At 74.5% G+C, this 16,833-nt stretch carries 16 protein-coding genes; 3 read left to right on the forward strand and 13 right to left on the reverse strand.

The window, feature by feature from the left end; genetic code table 11:
- Window positions 1–25 precede the first annotated feature (25 nt).
- Window positions 26–973 carry an FAD-dependent oxidoreductase gene (locus O7606_RS04565; RefSeq protein ID WP_281597764.1) on the forward strand — a complete coding sequence of 316 codons (948 nt, stop codon included), beginning with the start codon at window positions 26–28 and terminating at the stop codon, window positions 971–973.
- 94 nt (window positions 974–1,067) lie between these two features.
- On the opposite strand, the gene O7606_RS04570 is transcribed toward O7606_RS04565, so the two are convergent.
- From O7606_RS04570 to O7606_RS04625, 12 genes are all read right to left on the reverse strand, one after another.
- A complete protein-coding gene (locus tag O7606_RS04570; RefSeq protein ID WP_281597765.1) occupies window positions 1,068–1,997 on the reverse strand; it encodes a diacylglycerol kinase family protein in 930 nt (309 codons plus the stop codon).
- 85 nt (window positions 1,998–2,082) lie between these two features.
- A complete protein-coding gene (locus O7606_RS04575) occupies window positions 2,083–2,793 on the reverse strand; it encodes a nitroreductase family protein (protein ID WP_281597766.1) in 711 nt (236 codons plus the stop codon).
- The gene (locus O7606_RS04580; protein WP_281597767.1) at window positions 2,786–4,003 is read right to left on the reverse strand and encodes a cytochrome P450; all 1,218 of its coding nucleotides are present in this window, start codon (window positions 4,001–4,003) and stop codon (window positions 2,786–2,788) included. The genes O7606_RS04575 and O7606_RS04580 overlap by 8 nt, the downstream gene beginning before the upstream one ends.
- On the reverse strand, window positions 4,000–4,968 hold the full coding sequence (locus tag O7606_RS04585; protein ID WP_281597768.1) for a hypothetical protein: 969 nt from the start codon (window positions 4,966–4,968) through the stop codon (window positions 4,000–4,002). Before O7606_RS04585 ends, O7606_RS04580 begins: the two co-directional genes overlap by 4 nt.
- On the reverse strand, window positions 4,899–7,616 hold the full coding sequence (locus O7606_RS04590) for a PEP/pyruvate-binding domain-containing protein (protein ID WP_281597769.1): 2,718 nt from the start codon (window positions 7,614–7,616) through the stop codon (window positions 4,899–4,901). Before O7606_RS04590 ends, O7606_RS04585 begins: the two co-directional genes overlap by 70 nt.
- The gene (locus tag O7606_RS04595; protein ID WP_281597770.1) at window positions 7,616–8,287 is read right to left on the reverse strand and encodes an isoprenylcysteine carboxylmethyltransferase family protein; all 672 of its coding nucleotides are present in this window, start codon (window positions 8,285–8,287) and stop codon (window positions 7,616–7,618) included. The genes O7606_RS04590 and O7606_RS04595 overlap by 1 nt, the downstream gene beginning before the upstream one ends.
- A complete protein-coding gene (locus O7606_RS04600) occupies window positions 8,284–9,201 on the reverse strand; it encodes an AfsA-related hotdog domain-containing protein (RefSeq protein WP_281597771.1) in 918 nt (305 codons plus the stop codon). The genes O7606_RS04595 and O7606_RS04600 overlap by 4 nt, the downstream gene beginning before the upstream one ends.
- A gap of 305 nt (window positions 9,202–9,506) precedes the next feature.
- Complete coding sequence (locus O7606_RS04605) at window positions 9,507–9,932, reverse strand: ATP-binding protein (protein ID WP_281597772.1); 426 nt, start codon at window positions 9,930–9,932, stop codon at window positions 9,507–9,509.
- A gap of 128 nt (window positions 9,933–10,060) precedes the next feature.
- Complete coding sequence (locus O7606_RS04610) at window positions 10,061–11,407, reverse strand: hypothetical protein (protein ID WP_281597773.1); 1,347 nt, start codon at window positions 11,405–11,407, stop codon at window positions 10,061–10,063.
- 227 nt (window positions 11,408–11,634) lie between these two features.
- Complete coding sequence (locus tag O7606_RS04615; RefSeq protein ID WP_281597774.1) at window positions 11,635–12,438, reverse strand: TIGR03084 family metal-binding protein; 804 nt, start codon at window positions 12,436–12,438, stop codon at window positions 11,635–11,637.
- Window positions 12,439–12,468: 30 nt separating this feature from the next.
- Window positions 12,469–13,110 (reverse strand): copper resistance CopC family protein, encoded by a 642-nt coding sequence (locus O7606_RS04620; protein WP_281597775.1) that lies wholly within the window; start codon window positions 13,108–13,110, stop codon window positions 12,469–12,471.
- Between the two features lies 1 nt (window position 13,111).
- Window positions 13,112–13,702 (reverse strand): hypothetical protein, encoded by a 591-nt coding sequence (locus O7606_RS04625; RefSeq protein WP_281597776.1) that lies wholly within the window; start codon window positions 13,700–13,702, stop codon window positions 13,112–13,114.
- A 345-nt stretch (window positions 13,703–14,047) separates the two neighbouring features.
- Here O7606_RS04625 and O7606_RS04630 point away from each other — a divergent pair, with 345 nt between their 5' ends.
- Both O7606_RS04630 and O7606_RS04635 read left to right on the forward strand, forming a co-directional pair.
- On the forward strand, window positions 14,048–14,578 hold the full coding sequence (locus O7606_RS04630; RefSeq protein WP_281597778.1) for a DUF5987 family protein: 531 nt from the start codon (window positions 14,048–14,050) through the stop codon (window positions 14,576–14,578).
- On the forward strand, window positions 14,575–16,230 hold the full coding sequence (locus O7606_RS04635) for a GMC family oxidoreductase (protein ID WP_281597779.1): 1,656 nt from the start codon (window positions 14,575–14,577) through the stop codon (window positions 16,228–16,230). The genes O7606_RS04630 and O7606_RS04635 overlap by 4 nt, the downstream gene beginning before the upstream one ends.
- A 9-nt stretch (window positions 16,231–16,239) precedes the next feature.
- Here the strand turns inward: O7606_RS04635 and O7606_RS04640 are convergent, their stop codons facing one another.
- Complete coding sequence (locus O7606_RS04640) at window positions 16,240–16,776, reverse strand: helix-turn-helix domain-containing protein (RefSeq protein WP_281597780.1); 537 nt, start codon at window positions 16,774–16,776, stop codon at window positions 16,240–16,242.
- Window positions 16,777–16,833 lie beyond the last annotated feature (57 nt).

Below are 16,833 nucleotides of genomic sequence, written 5' to 3' on the forward strand. Positions count from 1 at the left end.
CGGTCCACAAAGTAGGGTGGGTGGGGTGGGAGTGGATGTGATCGTGGTGGGGGCGGGGGTCGTCGGGTTGACGGCGGCGGTGCGGTTGCAGCAGCGGGGCGCCCGGGTCACGGTGTGCACCGCCGACCCGCCGGAGCGGCTCGTCTCCACCGTCGCGGCGGCGGTCTGGTACCCGACCCACACCGACGCCGATCCCCGGGTGCTGGCCTGGGCGGCGGCCAGCTACGAGGAGTTCCGCCGCCAGGCGGGCGACGGCGTGCCGGGGGTGCTGCTGCGCCGTACCCGGATGTTCCAGCGGCGGACCGCCGACGAGCTGCCCTGGTGGACGGCGGCGGCCGGGGACGTGACGGTCCACGACGCGCCCGCGCCGTACGCCCGGGAGCTGCGCTTCGTCGCCCCGCTCGCCGAGATGACCACCTATCTGGCCTGGTTGCGCCAGCGCGTCGTCGACGGCGGCGGTCAGGTGACGAGCCGCCGGGTGGACCGCCTCGACGACCTCTTCGCCGAGGCGCCCGTCGTGGTCAACGCCGCCGGCCTGGCCGCCGGCGCGCTCTGCGGCGACCCGACCGTGCTGCCGATCCGGGGCCAGGTGGTGCTGGTCGGCAATCCGGGCCTGACCGAGTCGGTACGCGACGAGGAGCACCCCGAGGGCACCGCGTACGTGCACCCACGCAGCCGGGACGTGGTGCTGGGCGGCAGCTACGAGCCCGGCCGCGACGACCTCGACCCCGATCCGGAGATCCGGGCCGGGATCCTGCGCCGCTGCCTGGCCCTGGTGCCGGAGCTCTCCCTCGCGCCGCTGCTCGGCGAACGGATCGGCCTACGGCCGGGCCGGCCCGCCGGGCCACGGATCGAGGCGGAGGCCCGCCCCGGCGGCCGGCTGGTGCACGCCTACGGGCACGGCGGCGCGGGCATGACCCTCGCCTGGGGTGGCGCGGACGAGATCTGCGCGCTGGCGTTCGCCGGGGACTGACCGGTCCCGCCGGGCCGCCGACGGCGGGCGTCGCCCCACCGGACCGGCGGCCGGTCAGCCACCGGTCAGAAGCGGCGTGCCCGTGGTGCCGCCGTCAGCGGTCGGGGCTGTCGGCGGGGGCCATCACCCGCAGCGCGTTGGCGGCCAACCCGAGCCGCAGCGGGGTGTGCCCGGCCAGCTCGCCGTCCACCTCGACCGGGGCCGGCCGGTCGGTCTCCAGCCACAGCTCGCCGACCGCGAGGAACGACGTCTCACCGAGCGTACGGCGGTGCCCGGTGGCCACGTTGCGGGCCGTGTCCACCAGCAGTCCCCGCCGGGTCGGCCCACCCACCGGGTACGCGACCAGCAGCCGGTCGTCGGCGTCGGTGTCGGCGGTGATCGGGCGGCCGGCGTGGAAACCGCCGTTGGCCACGAAGAGCTGGTGGGTGACGAACTCGTGCTCCACCCCGTCGGCCCGCACGGTGGCGCGCAGCGGACGGTGCCGGGTGAGCAGGGCCAGGGCGGTGAGCGGGTACGCCGACCGGCCGACGACCCGTTTCAGCCCCGGCGGCGTACGGAGCATGATGTCGGCGGAGAGCCCCACGCCGACGTGGTTGGCGAACGGCGTGTCACCGGCCAGGCCGAGGTCCACGTCGATGACCTTGCCCCGGCTGAGCACGTCCACCGCCCCGTCCAGGTCGAGCGGGACGCCGACGGTCCGGGCGAAGTTGTTGGTGGTGCCCAGCGGCAGCAGGCCGAGCGCCAGGTCACGGTGGGCGAGCAGCCGGGCGGCGGCGCTCAACGTGCCGTCGCCGCCGCCGGCCACCAGCAGGTCCGGGCCCAGCCCGACCGCCTCGTTCAGGCTCCGTTCGAGCTGGCCGGGCCGGTCGACGGGGTAGGTGCCGAGCAGGTCGAAGCCGGCGGCGCGCAGCCGGTCCAGGGTCCGCTCGTAGTGCTGCCGGCCCCGCCGCGACCGGGCGTTGACGACCAGCGCCGCCCGCCGGTCACGACGGATGTCCGCGCTCAGCTCCTGCTTGCTCCGCATGAGCGATGACCCTATCCGGGGGCCGACGCCGGGTGTCGACGCCGCCCGACCCGGCGTGCCCGGCGGTCGGCGGGTCGGGCGGCGCTCACCACCGCTGGTCGTGCAGCACGTCCGCCAGTGGCGGCCTGGTCGCCGGGCGGAAGGTGTCGCCCCGGTGGAAGGCGGTGGGCACCAGCGCCACCTGGTGCGTCCCGGCCGGGATGCCGAGCAGCCGCGCCACCTCCGCCTCGCGTCGCAGGTGGGCGGTCGTCCACGCGGTGCCCAGACCCCGGGCGCGGGCGGCGAGCATGAAGGACCAGACGCCGGGCAGCACCGAGCCCCACAGGCCCGCCTGGTTGCCCTGCGGCAGTGGCTCCGGGGTCACCACGCAGGCCAGCAGCAGCACCGGCACCTGGCCCAGGTGCTCGGCCAGCCACACCGCGCTGGCCAGCGACCGCTGCGCCGCCGAGCCGGCCCGGACGCCGGCCGGCGCGGCGCCCCGACCGGCCTCCGTCCCGGCCACGCCGTCCGTCGGGCCGCCGTCCGCGCCGCCGCCGTTGTCGCTGCCCCCGCCCGCGCCGCTGCCGTGCTGGTCGGCGAAGGCGGCCCGGTAGATCTCACCGAGCCGGGCCCGCGTCCGCGGCTCGGTGACCACCACCCAGTGCAGGACGTGCCGCCCCGAGCCGCACGGCGCCTGCTGGGCGACGCGCAGGCACTCCTCGATCAGCTCGCGTGGCACCGGACGGGTCAGGTCCAACCGGCGGCGCACCGCCCGGGTGGTGGTCAGCAGCTCGTCGGGGGTCAACCAGTCAGCCACCGGCCGCTCCGTCCCAGCGCAGCGGCAGCTCCCACAGCCCCCGCACGTACATGTCGGTGCGCCAGCGCAGCGCCGTGTCCGGCACGGCGATCCGCAGCCCGGGCAGGCTGGTCAGCAGGACGTCGACACCGACCCGCAGCTCCAGCCGGGCCAGCTCCGCCCCGAGGCAGTGGTGCGCGCCGTACCCGAAGGCGACGTGCGGGTTCTCCGCCCGGTCCGGGTCGAGCCGGTCCGGGTCGGCGAAGACGTCCGGGTCGCGGTTGGCCGCGTCGGGCACCGGCACCACCACCTCGCCGGCCGCCACCACCGACCCGTCGGAGAGCAGCACGTCCTCGGTGGCCACGTGCGGCACCCCGCCGCTGCCGTTGGCGCAGACGTGCCGCAGGACCTCCTCGATCAGCGGGTCCCGGGTGGCCGGTCCGGCGAGCGCCCGCGCGGTCAGCGCCGGGTCGCGCAGGATCTCGTACAGCACCGCCCCCAGCACGTTGCTGGTCGTCTCGTAGCCGGCCATCAGCATCCCGGCCGACAGGACCACCGCCTCGGCGCGGCTCAGCCGCCGGTCGTCGCGCTCCTGGCTGAGCATCCGGGCGATCAGCCCGGTCGGCGCGTCACCCCGGTCCAGTCCGGCCTGCACCGTGTCCACCAGGTCCGCGAAGTAGCCGTGCATCTCCTGGTGACACTTGCGCACCGTGTCGGCGGGGAACTTGTCGATCGACATCATCGCGTCCACCCACGGCCCGAAGCGGGGCATGTCCTCCTCCGGCACGCCCATCACCCGGCACATCACCCGCAGGGTGAACGGCACGGTGAACCGGCCCACCACGTCGGCCGGCGTCGGCCCGGCGGTGAACTCGGCGAGCTGCGACCGGGCCACCTCCTCGACCATCGACCGCATCCGGGCCACCCGGTGCGCGGTGAACGCGGGCGCCACCGTGCCGCGACGGCGGGTGTGCACCGGCGGGTCGGCCGTGATCAACGGCAGCGAGTCGGAGCTGCGCGCGAAGAGCGTCCCGGAGGTGTACGCCGACCGGCTGAACCGTCGGTCGGCCAGCACCAGCCGCACGTCCGGGTACCGCGTGAGCACCAGGGCCTCCCGGCCACCGGGCAGCCGTACCCGGCCCGGTCGGGGCTGGGCGCGCATCGCCGCGTACTGCGGCGGGGGTTCGGTCGAGGCGTCGACCGGGAACGGGAACGCCGGCAGCTCACTCATCCGGCCACCACCTCCTGCGCCAGGCTGATCACCTGGAAGACCGTGAACGTGCCGAGCAGGAACATCGCCGCCGACGGGTACGACCAGCGGGGCTGATCGTCCCGCCAGAACCGGACCGCGGCGAGGGCGGGCAGCGCCAACGGCAGCGCCGCCAGCCAGACCGGCCACCACGGGGCCCGATCGCCGGCGGTGACCGCCAGCAGCAGCGCCACCGAGGCCAGCGCCGCGCCGACCGCGAGCCCGCCCACGGTCGACCCGCCCAGCGGCTGCGAGTACGTCCGTTCGCCCGGCCGGGGCGTACGGGTGGTCTTGCGGCCGAACTCCAGGTGCAGGAAGGCCAGCGCGGAGACCACCATGCCGGCCACGCCCGACCAGGACGGGCCCAGCCCGGTGGCGTGCAGCAGCCCGGCGTAGAGGAATCCGTTGACGGCGAGCTGCACCGGGAAGTTGACCACGAAGCCGAGCAGCAGCGCGTCCCCGGCCGGCCAGCGCAGCTTCTGGTCGGCCCAGAGCAGCGCGAACGCGTAGGCCAGCACGGCCGCCAGGACCGCCAGCACCGACGGACGCCAGGCGTTGAGCGCCAGCACCAGCACCGTGCCGGCGGCGATCAGGACGCCCAGGTCACGTACCGACACCACGCCCCGGGCCAGTGGACGCTGCGGGTTGTGCTCCCGGTCGTACGGCAGGTCCCGGATGTCGTCCAGGGCCCGCATCATCAGCAGGGTCACCAGCAGGGTCACCGCGCTGACCAGCACCCCGACGTCCGGCAGCCAGCCGTCGACGCGGCGGTCCGTCACGGCGCACACCGCCGTCCCGCCGAACGCCCAGGTCACCGCGTAGGGCACGTACGCCTTGGGCGGGTAGCTGCCGGCGACGTAGCCGGCGAGGCGGTGGATCAGACCGTCGCCGGGTCGGGGGCCGGCACCCCGCGTACCGTCCCGGTCGCGCCGTCCACCTCGATCCACGCCCCGTCCTCGATCAGGGTCGTCGCGTCCGGCACGGCCACCACCGTCGGCACCCCCAGCAGCCGGCCGGTGATCGCGGTGTGTGAGAGCAGCGTGCCCCGCTCCACCACCATGCCGCGCGCCACCATCATCAACATCAACCATCCGGGGTCGGTCTCCTTTGCCACGATGATCCGGTCTCGGCAGGTCTCCGGCGGCGTCGACGGGTCCAGCACCACCCGGGCCTGCCCGACCACCACGCCGTTGCTGGACGGCAGGCCGCGCAGCTCCACCGGCCCGTCACCGGCGCTCGCCACCGGGCCGGCGGGACCGGCCAGCAGGGACGGCAGCGGCCGGTTGCGGGGGGTGGTCGGCCGCACTCCCGGGTCGGGCCCGTCGGCGGCGGCCAGCCGCTGCTCCCGGCGGCGGCGGACCACCGCGCGCAGGTCGGTGTCGACGAGCGTCCCGTCGTACGCGCCGAGCACCTCGTCGACGGTCAGGTCGAGCACGTCGAGGCGGTCGTCCAGCCGTCCCGCCTCGGTCAGCAGCTCGCCGAGCCGCCACATCACGTGCCGGGTGAGCCCGTAGAGCTGGCTGCGGCAGTACCGGGTGTCCTCCCGGGTGCGGACGAAGAACCGCAGCCCGGCGGCGAGGGTCCGGATGACCAGCCGCCTGGCCGGCGACGGGCAGTTCCTTCTCAGCTCCCGCTCCGCCTCGGCCCGGCTCTGCCGTTCCCGGGCCCGGCTGTCGGCGACGGTCAGGTCGCCGCGCACCAGCGGCCGGAGCATGGTGACGATCATGCCGGGGCGCTGACGGGGGGACGGCTCCTCCAGCTTGAGGTCGTGCGGGGCGCGGTCGCCGTAGCGGCGCAGGTGCTCCCGGGCGGCCTCGGCGAGCGCGCCGCCGTGCGTGCCGTCGACCAGTTCCCGCCACAGCCCGTCGGCGGCCCCGTCGGGGCAGTCGGCGATCCGCGCGGCCAGCTCCGGGCGGGCGCGGATCAGCTCGGCGAGCGCGATGCCCGACCGGACGCCGAGCACCGAGCGGTGTTCCCGGCCGCCCATCAGCAGGCCGCCGAGGGTACGTTGCTCGTCCCCGTCGACCCAGCGGCGCACCAGCGCCGAGGCGAAGGTGGCGGTGCCCAGCATGAAGAACGTGTTGACGAGCGTCACGCCCCACCGGACGCCGACCTCGGCCCACAGCCGGCGGTACGTGGCGACCAGCTCCTCGGCGCTGCGCTCGTCGAGGTCGCGGTGCTGCTCGACCAGCTCGTCCCACCAGCGGAGGAACCGGCGGGCCGAGCCGGGCAGCCGGGCCAGCCGCCAGAGCAGCCCGGGAACGCTGACCAGCGCCCGCCGCAGCTCGGGCCGGGACGGCCGGTAATCGCCGGTCAGCCCCATGGACACCTCCCACCAGGGCCGGATCAGCGGGAAACCGGGGATCTGGTGGTGCAGGACGAACCAGGCGTCGAGCCGGTAGTAGACCCGGCCGCGCAGCAGCCCGACCATCCGGCGCAGGTGGTGGTCGTTGGCCCGCAGCCGGCGCTCCGGCACGCCCATCCGCCGGTACACGTCCCGGAAGATCAGCCGGTAGAACTCCCGGGCCTGCGAGTACGTCAGGGCGCCCGAGATGCCGGGGTAGCTCTCGGTGATGTTGTGGTTGCTCCAGGGCACGTCGTCGTAGGCCGACCGCGGTCGGGCGGTCTCCTGCCGGGGCGGCCCGCCGGCGAACACCACCGGGCGGGCCTGCACCAGGTGGATCGTCCCGTCGGGGGTGAAGGTCCCCTCGATGTCCTGGGGCAGCCCGAAGTGCTCCTGCACCCGGGCGGCCAGCGCGGCGACCCGGCGGGCCTCGTCGTCGGTGAGCACCGGGGCGTCGGCCAGCTCCGTCGGCACCGGACGGACCACCGGGCCCGTGCCGTCGGCGGCGGGGACCATCATGCTCTTCTTCACCACGGTCTCGACGCGGACCGTGTCGGTGGCGTTGTCGACGAAGAAGTGGTCGACGTCGGCGCGTTCCTGCACCACGCCCTCTCCGATGCCGTGGGCGGCGGCGACCACGCAGCAGTCCGCGCCGGTGCGGGGGTCCCGGCTGAACGCCACGAACGACCGGACCCCGGGCACCATCCGTTGCACGCCGACCGCCACCCGGGCCGAGGAGGGCGGCAGCCCCCGCCGGGCGCGGTACAGGATCGACTCGGCGTTCAGCCCGGACGCCCAGCAGTCGACGACCCGTCGGGCCACCTCGGCCGGCGGGACGTACAGGAACGAGTCGGTCAGCCCGGCGAAGGCGTCGGTGGCGCTGTCCTCGCCCGTGCCGTCGGTGTCGGTGGCGTCGGCGACCACGCAGGCGCGTACCGCGAGCAGGTGCTCCCCGGCGGCGATCTCCGTCACCGCCTGCTCCAGCGCGGCGGCGACCTCCGGGGTCAGCGTCGCGGCACGCAGGTCGTCGGCGGTGCGTTTCGCCCAGTCCAGCAGGTGTTCCGGCGCGGCGTCCGCGGCGGGCGCGGACGCCATCGGCGCGGCGGCGACCGTGTCGAAGACCGTCACCGGCACGCAGCAGAACCCGGGCACCGGAAAGCCGGCCAGCCGGAGCTGCTCCTGCCGGGCGAACTTGTGCCCGACCAGGGTCGGGTCGGTCAGCCGGGGGTCACCGGCCCGGACCAGCGGCATCACCACACCCCCGGCACCAGTCGGGCCCGCCCGGTGGCGAACTCGGGGTAGCCGGGCGCCGCCCAGAGCACCCGTTCCTCGGTGCGGATCCGCCAGACCAGCGCGCCGGTCAGGGCCAGCAGCGCCAGGACGCTCGCCGGGTTGAGGAAGAACAGCACGAACCCGACGTTGGCCAGCAGCATCCCCGCGTACGCCGGGTGCCGGACCAGCCGGTACGGGCCGCCGGTCACGATCGGATGTTCGTCCCGCCGCAGCACGTGGTGGGTGTACAGGGCGCCGAGGGCGCGGATGGCGACGAGCCGGAGCACGATCCCGGCGACGAACAGCGCCACGGCGGGGACCATCCACCAGGAGAAGCCCGACCAGGGCACGTCGGGCGCGACCGCCACGATGACCAGGGCCAGCCGGGAGCAGGCGTAGACGGCCAGGGTGCGCACCTCCGCGACCGGCTGGGCCGGGTGGCGGAACGTCACCGGGACCTCGGCGGCCAACCAGAGCAGGTACCCGGCGGCCAGCGCCGCGGCGAGCAGGTGTTCGGGCTCGCCGGCCCGCAGCAGGTGCCCGACGCCCCGGACGACCAGCGCGGCGAACGCGACGACGAAGAGCACCCGGGTCAGCACGGTGACCGGGTCGATTCCGCTGCGCTCGCGGGTGACGCCCGGCCGGCTCATGCGGGCCGCCCGACGAGGCCACGACCAGCGTCCGGCGCGCCGCCCTGCTCGACGGCGGGGCCGGAGGGCTGCCGGAGCCGCTGGTAGACGGCGGGGGACGCGACGTGGTAGCGGAACTCCAGCCGGCCGGTGGGCGCGCCGTCGGTCAGCAGTTCCAGCGTCGTGCGCTGGGGGCCCCGGCGGGGCGGGGTGGGTGTCCACCGCAGGCCGAGGTCGCCGGTGAGGTCGCCGGGCAGGTCGGCGGTGAGGTCGAGCAGGACGAAGGTGTCCCCGGGGCGGGCCTGGCGGGCCAGGTGGTGCAGCATGGTGGCGAACTGCCGGCCGGCGTCGACGATCAGCTCCAGCCGGGCCGCCGGGTCGGCCAGCGGATGGCCGGCCGGTGGCTGCCGGATCGCGGCGGTGAGGCTGTCGCCGTCGGGCGTCGCCGCCGAGATCAGGACGTTCTCCGGCCGCCGGCGGTGGACCAGGGCCGGGTCGGCCGGGCCGGTGTCGGCGGTGACCCGGCGTCCGGCGGCGGGTCGGGCCCGGGGGGCGTCGGGGCTGAGCGCGTAGGAGCCGGCGCTCACCGTCGTCTCGCCCTGGCTGGCCCGCAACGTGACCTCGACCGGGTCCGCCCCGGAGGCGGTCGGCACGTCGACCGCCAGCTCCACCGGCCGGTCCAGCTCGGAGAAGCCCGGGAACCGCAGGGTGACGCGGGTACGCCGGCCGTCGGGCCGCAGGCCCGGCGCGCCGTCCGCGGCGGCCGACCGCAGCAGCCCGAACAGGCCGCAGACGAGGGCCATGCCGGGCACGTGGTCCAGCGGATGGTCGAAGAGGTACGGGTCGGCCGGGTCGACGGCCAGGGTGGCGTGCCACTGGTCGTGGTCGACGCCGGCCCGACGACGCCGGTCCCGCGTCGGTGTGACGCCGCTCACCCCGGCCGACCCGGCGGTCGCTATCTGATGGGTGCCCAATGCCATCTGATCTGCCCTTCGATCGGTGCCTGGTCCGATCCTCATTGGACAGAATTATTGATGCAAACACATTTCCGTGGGATTCCCATTCCGTTCATGCAATTGCCGTCTGACCAGGGTTGCGCCGGATGGAATATGTGATCTGACCCAGGCGCGCCGCAAAAGACGGCGGTCAGCGTAGATGTCCGGATGGCGTCGTTGACCGTTTACGTCCGTAAATCCTGGGCGGTTCGTCCGTCAATGTCCTGCGGCTGGCGATTATTCCGTCAGCGATCGAAAGAAGCCCAAATGTGTTTCGCGTCCTCGGTGGCGTACCAGCCCACGTCCAGCGACAGGGCGCGGGCGAGCTGCAGCCCACGGCCCCCGGATTCGAACGGCTGGGCGTCGGGCAGCTCCGGCGCCCGGGCCAGATCGTGGTCGGCCACGTCGAGCACGAAACAGTCGTCGTTGGCCAGCAACGACACGATGGTCGGCGGCAGCCCGTGCCGCAGCGCGTTGGTCGCCAGTTCGGTGGCGACCAGCACCACCAGCTCCGGCACCTCGTCCAGCCGTTCACCGGCGACCAGATGGTTGCCGGTCACCGCCTCGTGCAGCGCCGCCCGGAAGGCGCGCAGCTCGACCGGGCTGGACAGCGTCCACCGGGTCACCAGCGTCGCCTCGGGAGGAGGCGGCGACGTCCGCAGAGAGGCCATGCCCACCCGGTTACCCACCCCGCGGCCGGTCGAAGCCGATCACCGGAGACGTTCCACCGTCGCGCCCCGCCCACCCGGGTCGGCGGGGCGCGACGGGTGGGCCGGCGGCGCGGCCCGACCGGCCACGGTCAGGCGGACGCGGGCACCTTCCCGCCGGCCGGGTCGGTGGTCTCGGCCGCCGGCGGCGCGGCGGCCGTCCTGGGGGCCACCTGCGGGTACTCGCTGGTCGGCGTGCCGCCCGCGGCGGCCGCCATCACCGCGGCGGCGGCCAGGTCGGCCACCCGCTTCGCCTCCCGCTGGACCCGGGCCCGGACGTCCTTGGCGTGCCGCTCGGCGGACTCCGCCGCCCGCCGTACCTCGTCCAACCGGGTCGACTCGCTGGTGAGCTCCTGGCGCGTCTCGGCGAGCCGCTGCTGGAGCTGCGTGACCTCGCGCTCCACCGTCGCGGCCTCCTGCCGGGCCTGGCCCAGGTGCTGCTGGGCGGCGTCCAACTCGCTCTGGAGTTGCGCCACGGCCTGCCGCCGGTCCCGGATCTCCTGCTGGACGACGGTGAGCTGCTGCTGATGCGCGGCGGTCTGCTCGTCGGCGTGCTGACGCAGCTTCGCCGAGTACTGCTGGGCCTCGGCGACGAGCGTGCCGATCTTCTGCTCGGCCGCGCTGCGCTGCCGGGTGAGCTCCTGCTCGACCGCCGTACGGTGCTCGGTGAGCTCCTGCTCGGCGGCGGCGCGCCGCTCCTCGATCTCCCGTTCCACGGTGGCCTGCCACTGGCCCAGCTCCTGCTGGGTCTGCGTCCGGGCGGCGTGCACCTCCTGCTGGATCTGCGCCCGGGCCGCCTCCAGCAGCGCCTCGGCCTCGGCCCTGGTCCGCTCGACCTGCTGCGCGGTGTGCTCGTTGATCCGCTGCGCCTCCTGCTGGGCGCGTTCGTACGCGGCCTCACCCTCGGCGCGCGCCCGCTGGGCGGCCTCCCGGATCTCGGCGAGCTCGGTCTGCGCGGCGGCGTGCAGCTCCTCGTGGGCCTTCTCCTGGGCGGCCCGGCGCTCGGCCAGCTCCTGTTCGAGCTGACGCAACTGCCCGGCGGCCTGCTCCCGGGCGTCGGTGAGCGCCTGCTCCGCCTCGGCCTCCAGGGCGGCGGCCCGCTGCGCGGTGGCCTCGGTGATCGCCTCGGCCTGCTTCTCGGCCAACGCGAGGATCTGGTCCACCATCGGACCGAGGTCACGGAACGACGCCCGGTCCACCTGGGCCGGCCGTTGGCGCAGCTCGACCAGCTCGGTCTGGAGCTGTTGGAGCTGGCCGGCAAGCGTGTGGAGCTGGCGGGAGGCGTGGTCCCGGGCCGCCGTCAGCGTGGCCAGCTCCGCGTCGACCTGCTCGACGTACCGGTCCACCTGTCGTTTGTCGTAGCCGCGCAGCGCGAGCTCGAAGCTCGGCCGCGACGTCGTGCCGTCGCGTAGTGCGAACGACTCCTCGCCGTGGGACATGCGCCACCCTCCGTACGATCGCGAGCGTCGTGCCCGCGGGCGTCCACGGCACGATGCGGCGCAAGGCTACCGGCGACCGGTCGCCCGTCGTCAGGTAGCCCCGGGTCGGCGCGGTCCGACCAGGACCGGCGACCGACCGGTCCGGGTCCGGCCGGTGGGCCGGCGACGCCCGGCGGGACCAGGCCCGCCGGGCGTCGGGCAGCTCGCGGCGTCGGTTTCCGTGCCGGTCAGCGGGCCAGCGCGGAGAACTGGCCGGGGGAGCGGCCGGGCCCGGCCGGCCCCCGGTACGCCTGTGCGATGTCGAGCCACCGGTCCGCCTCCGCGCCGGTAGCGGTCAGGGCGAGGTCGTCGCGGTGCCGACGACGGGTGACCAGCAGGCAGAAGTCGACCGCCGGCCCGCTCACCCGCTCGCTGGAGTCCTCCGGACCGAACGTCCACACCGCGCCCGAGGGCCCGGTCAACTCGAAGCGGAACTCCACATCCGGGGTGGCGAGCCCCCGGGCCTGGTAACCGAAGTTCCAGGTGCGGACGGCGAAACCGACCAGGTGCTGGACCCGGTCGGTGCGCTCCGGGCGCGCCCCGAGGGCGTCGGCGATGTCCTGACCGTGCCCGAACAGCTCCATCATCCCGGCGGCGGCCAGCACCGCGGCGGGCAGCGGCCGGACCAGCCACGGCACGACGTGCTGGGGCTCCACCGACGCCAGCGCCCGGTCGGCCCCGGCCCGCTCCTCCCGCCACCGGCGCAGCAGCACCTCCGGCGGCTCCGCCAGGTAGCCGGCCATCGCGTGCGCCACGTTGGCGTCGAAGTCCGGGCCCAGTCGCGCGGTCATCGCGGTGAACGCGTCCGGCTGGGCGACGGCCAGCGCGGCCATCCGGAAGGTCGCGGCGAGGTGGGCGACCTGGTGGGCGACCGTCCAGCCGGGAGCCGGCGTGGGACGGGCCCAGTCGGCCGGGGCGAGGTCGGCGACCAGCCGGTCGACCTGCTCACCGTCCGCGGCCAGGGCGGCGTAGACAGCGGGTTGCTGGGTCACGGGAGTGTCCTCTCGGGAGACGGGCGAGGGTCAGGAACGGGTTCGCGGGGAACCGTCCGGACCCGGCGGGTCCGCGTCGCTCCAGCCCTCCGGCATCCGGAACAGCCGTCGTGGCTGCGCGGCGTCGGTCTGCGCCGCCGGGCGGGTCAGCCGCAACAGCACCACCACCCCGGCGATCACCAGCGCGTTGACCACCAGCAGCACCGCGCTGATCGGGTCGACCCCGTGCTGGTGGCTGGTGACGAGGTCGGCGTTCGCGTCGCGTTCCGCCTGACTGGGGGTCGGCGGGACGCGGCCCGTGCCGACGCTGAACCGCCGCCAGCCGTCGGTCTCGGCGCCGTCGGTGAACTCCACGTGGTACACGATCGTGAAGACGCCGGAGTCGACGATCTCGACGGACTGGCTCAGGGTGGCGCCGCGCAGGGTGGGCTCGTCGGGTGAGCTGACCCGCCGTCCGCGCTCGTCCACCACCGCCAGGTGCGAGCGGTCGACGTCCGGGACGGCGGAGAAGGTGAGGGTCACCTCCCGCGGCGCGGCGGTCAGCACGGCCTGGGCCGGCGGGACGCTGGCGGTCAGGTCGGCCCCGACCGCCCCCTCCGCCGCGGTGGCGGGGGAGAGGGCGGCGACAGCCAGGGCCAGGACGGCGACCCGACGGCCGGTCAGGTGGGGCATGTCAGGCGGGCGAAGGCGTCGAGACCGACCGGCGGGCGGTGACCGCGGGCGCGCAGGAACACGTCATCCGGGCCTGCTCGGTCGCGTTCGGCCGCAGGTGGAAGTACATCGCGATCACCATCGGGACGAAGACCACGGAGTTGTAGAACAGGTGCAGCTCGACCCGGCCGAAGAACAGTTGCGCGACGCTGGTCGGCACGGCCGCGCCGAAGAACGTGACGCCCAGTTGGGCCTGGACGAACAGCAGGGCGTGCTCGATGTGGTGCCAGAACTGGATGGCCAGCGAGATGGTCCACCAGGTCCGGGCCCGGCCGACGAAGCCCGGCCGCAGCAGGAACAGGCCGATCAGCATGACCAGGGCGTACCCGTAGTGCAGCCACTCCGAGGTCACCAGCCAGGGGAAGAACTGGCCGAGCACGCCCCGGGAGGCGGGCCGGGCCATCCCGAGCACCCAGATCTGGTACGCCTGCACCAGATGCTCGGCCCAGTGCGCGACCACGACGAACAGGTAGAGACGGAGCGCCAACCGGTGGTGCTGTCCGTTGATCCGCTTCAACAGTCCGGGAGCCCGGGCTCCCACGGTTGCCGACATGGCGATCTCCATCCGTGGCAGGGACTGGCGCAGACCACGCTAGCGGCGGTCGCGCCGAACATGTTCTTCGATGTTGCGGGGCCCGGTCCGGCGTCCACATCGGCCGGTCGGTCAGGCCGCAGTGGAGTGATCGGAACGCACGGTGACCGTCATGCTGAGCTGTGCCGCTCTCACCAGCACGGTTCGGTCAAGCAACCGAGAAGATGCCGACGCTACGGCGTCGGCCAGACGATGAGACGGCCCGGCCGCCGCCGTGCCGTCCCGCAGCTTCGACCAGTCAGTGCTCCCACGACAGGAGGCACGTCAGTGCAATCCCACGATGCCGGTCCCGATCCGGCACGGACGATGACCCTAGAGGCCTTCGCCGACACCATCCTCCCCGGTGAGAAGCGCGCCCCCGACGACCGGGCGGTCGCCGGGGTCTCGGCCGGTGGTGGCGCGGTCGCCTCCGGCGCGATCGACGTGCTCCGGACCGAGGAGGGTGGCATGGCGCCGGCCCTGGACGCCCTGGCCGACGGGCTCAACGAGCACGCCGAGCGCTACGCCGAGGAGAGCTCGCTGTCGCTCGACGACGACGTGCCGCCGTTCGTGGCCCTCGACTACGACCACCGGGTGGCGCTGGTGCGGGAACTGGTCGCGGCCGACCACCCCGAACGGGAGGCCTGGGTGAGCGTGGCGATGTTCAGCACCATCGCCTTCGACGCCGCCGCCCACCTGCACACCACCGACGCGCTCGCCGCAGGTCACCCCGGCATGACCACCCTGGGCTACTACGGCCCGGACTCCGACGGGCTGTGGCGTTTCCCGTCCTACTCGTACGGCCGGGTGCTGGCCCGCCCGCACCCCGACACGACCCCCTCCGGGAGCCCGGCATGACCCGTACCGAGAGCACCGACGTCCTCGTCATCGGCAGCGGCTTCGGCGGCGCCATCACCGCGTACCACCTGGCGGCCGGCGGGGCCAGGGTGGTGGTCCTGGAGCGCGGGCCCTGGCTCGAGGGCCCCGAGTTCGACCAGGACTTCAAGTTCGGCTCGTCCACCACCCGGGCGTTCGACTTCGTCGTCGGCGACGGCATGAGCGTGCTCAGCGGCAACTGCGTCGGCGGCGGCAGCGTCGTCTACTTCGCCGCCATGCCGCGCGCGCCCCGCTTCGTCTTCGACCGGCAGGGCTCCATCGGCCGGCGGATGTGGCCGACGGCGATCGACCGCGACAGCCTGGACCCGTGGTACGACCGGGTCGCGGAGGCGCTGCCGATCAGCCAGCAGACCTGGGACGACGTGCCGTTCGCCGGCGGGCTCTTCGGCGCGGCCTGCGCCCACGCCGGGCTCACGGCCAACCCGGTGCCGGTGGCGATCGACCACGCCAAGTGCACCAACTGCAACTGGATGATGTCCGGCTGCCGGTTCGACGCGAAGCGGTCCCTGCTGCTGAACTACCTGCCGGCGGCGGTGGCGCACGGCGCGGAGATCCGCCCGCTGCACGAGGTGCAGCACCTGACGCGCACCGACGACGGCGGCTACCGGGTGCACTACAGCATCGTCGACGAGGTCGACTACCGGGTGCACGTGTCCAGCGGCACGATCGACGCCAAGATCGTGGTGATGGCCGCCGGGGCGGGCGCGACGCCGGTGATCCTGCAACGCTCCGAGCCGCACCTCGGCACGATGCCGCACGCGGTCGGCCGCTACTTCTCCGGCAACGGCGAGCGGCTCAACACCGCGATCATCGACGAGGAGAAGGTCCGCGACGTGCTCGGCCTGTCCCGCCCGGACGGGGTGCCGTACGAGGCGTACCAGATCGGCAAGGGTCCGTGCGTGGCCACCTGGGACCGGTTGGACGGCTCGCTGCCGGAGTACAGCCGCTTCTCGCTGGAGCAGCTCTACTTCCCGCCCGGGTTCGGCACCATCCTCGCCCAGGTGCCGGACGCCACCGGGCCGACCTGGTTCGGCAAGGAGAAGAAGGAGATCCTCCGCCGGTGGCGGTCGTGGCTGACCGTCTTCACCATGAGCGAGGACGACAACGAGGGCGTGTTCGGCCCGCCGCCGGAGACCGGCAACTCGATGCGGTTGTCCCAGCAGATGCTCGGCCGGGGCGCGCTGAGCTACCGGCCGACGGCGAACACCCGGCGTGGCTGGGCGGAGTCGGACGCCGCGGTGAAGGACATCCTGGAGCGGGACGGCCTGTCCCGGGTGATGCCGTGGACCAACGAGGTGGTCGGCGCGTACACGGTGCACCCGCTGGCCTCCTGCCGGATCGGGGACGACCCGGCCACCTCGGCCCTGGACGACCGGCACGAGCTGCGCGACCACCCGGGGATCTTCGTCACCGACGGCTCCGCCGTGCCGGGCGCGCTCACCGTGAACCCGGCGATGACCATCGCCGCGCTCGCCGAGCGGGCGGTGCCGGGGATCGTCCGGGCCGCGCAGGAGCGCGGGGTCGCCGTCCGGTACGGCGCGCCGGCGCCGGACGGGTCCACCGCCGGCCGGCGGGGCGTGCTGCCGCTGGTCACCGGCTCCGCCCGGAGCTGACCGACCGGGTCAGGCGGGGACGTCGGCGTCCCCGTCCGGCCCGGCCAGCGGGACGGGGTCGGCCCCCGGCTCCGCCGGCCGCTGCCGCTGGTGGGTGAGGAAGCGGGGGGAGAACCGGGTGGTCACCTCGTCGTCCTCCAGGGGGCGGCCGCAGTCCACGCAGCTCACCACCGCCCGGACGGGGCCACCACAGCTCTCGTGTTCGGCGAGGCGGGGTGGCCCGCCCGGGCCGGCGAGGTGCCGGTCGCCCCACTGCATCAGGGCCAGCACCACCGGCGTCAGCTCGTGACCCCGGTCGGTGAGCCGGTACTCGTGTCGCACCGGCCGGTCGTGGTACGGCACGCGGTCGAGCACCCCGGCGGTGACCAGGGTGTTCAGCCGGTCGGCGAGGATGTTGCGGGAGATGCCGAGGCTGCGCAGGAAACCGTCGAAGCGGGTCACGCCCAGCAGCGCGTCCCGCACGATGAGCAGGCTCCACCGCTCGCCCACGACGTCGAGGGCGCGGGCGATCGAACAGGCCGGTACCGAACTCAGACGGCTTTGCATTGGGTCATTCTAGGGACTTCGACGTTATCGATCGACCGTTGTCGAATAATTGGTGGA

Origin of the sequence: Micromonospora sp. WMMD882, assembly GCF_027497255.1 — a bacterium.
In the GTDB taxonomy this organism is placed as follows: Bacteria; Actinomycetota; Actinomycetes; order Mycobacteriales; family Micromonosporaceae; genus Micromonospora.

Excerpts from the sequence above, each read along its gene's own strand:
- O7606_RS04570 (WP_281597765.1), bottom strand. The coding sequence starts at position 1,997 with ATGCGGAGCAAGCAGGAGCTGAGCGCGGACATCCGTCGTGACCGGCGG.
- O7606_RS04605 (WP_281597772.1), bottom strand. The coding sequence starts at position 9,932 with ATGGCCTCTCTGCGGACGTCGCCGCCTCCTCCCGAGGCGACGCTGGTG.
- O7606_RS04610 (WP_281597773.1), bottom strand. The coding sequence starts at position 11,407 with ATGTCCCACGGCGAGGAGTCGTTCGCACTACGCGACGGCACGACGTCG.
- O7606_RS04595 (WP_281597770.1), bottom strand. The coding sequence starts at position 8,287 with ATGAGCCGGCCGGGCGTCACCCGCGAGCGCAGCGGAATCGACCCGGTC.
- O7606_RS04620 (WP_281597775.1), bottom strand. The coding sequence starts at position 13,110 with ATGCCCCACCTGACCGGCCGTCGGGTCGCCGTCCTGGCCCTGGCTGTC.
- O7606_RS04630 (WP_281597778.1), top strand. The coding sequence starts at position 14,048 with ATGACCCTAGAGGCCTTCGCCGACACCATCCTCCCCGGTGAGAAGCGC.
- O7606_RS04635 (WP_281597779.1), top strand. The coding sequence starts at position 14,575 with ATGACCCGTACCGAGAGCACCGACGTCCTCGTCATCGGCAGCGGCTTC.
- O7606_RS04640 (WP_281597780.1), bottom strand. The coding sequence starts at position 16,776 with ATGCAAAGCCGTCTGAGTTCGGTACCGGCCTGTTCGATCGCCCGCGCC.
- O7606_RS04625 (WP_281597776.1), bottom strand. The coding sequence starts at position 13,702 with ATGTCGGCAACCGTGGGAGCCCGGGCTCCCGGACTGTTGAAGCGGATC.
- O7606_RS04590 (WP_281597769.1), bottom strand. The coding sequence starts at position 7,616 with ATGCCGCTGGTCCGGGCCGGTGACCCCCGGCTGACCGACCCGACCCTG.
- O7606_RS04580 (WP_281597767.1), bottom strand. The coding sequence starts at position 4,003 with ATGAGTGAGCTGCCGGCGTTCCCGTTCCCGGTCGACGCCTCGACCGAA.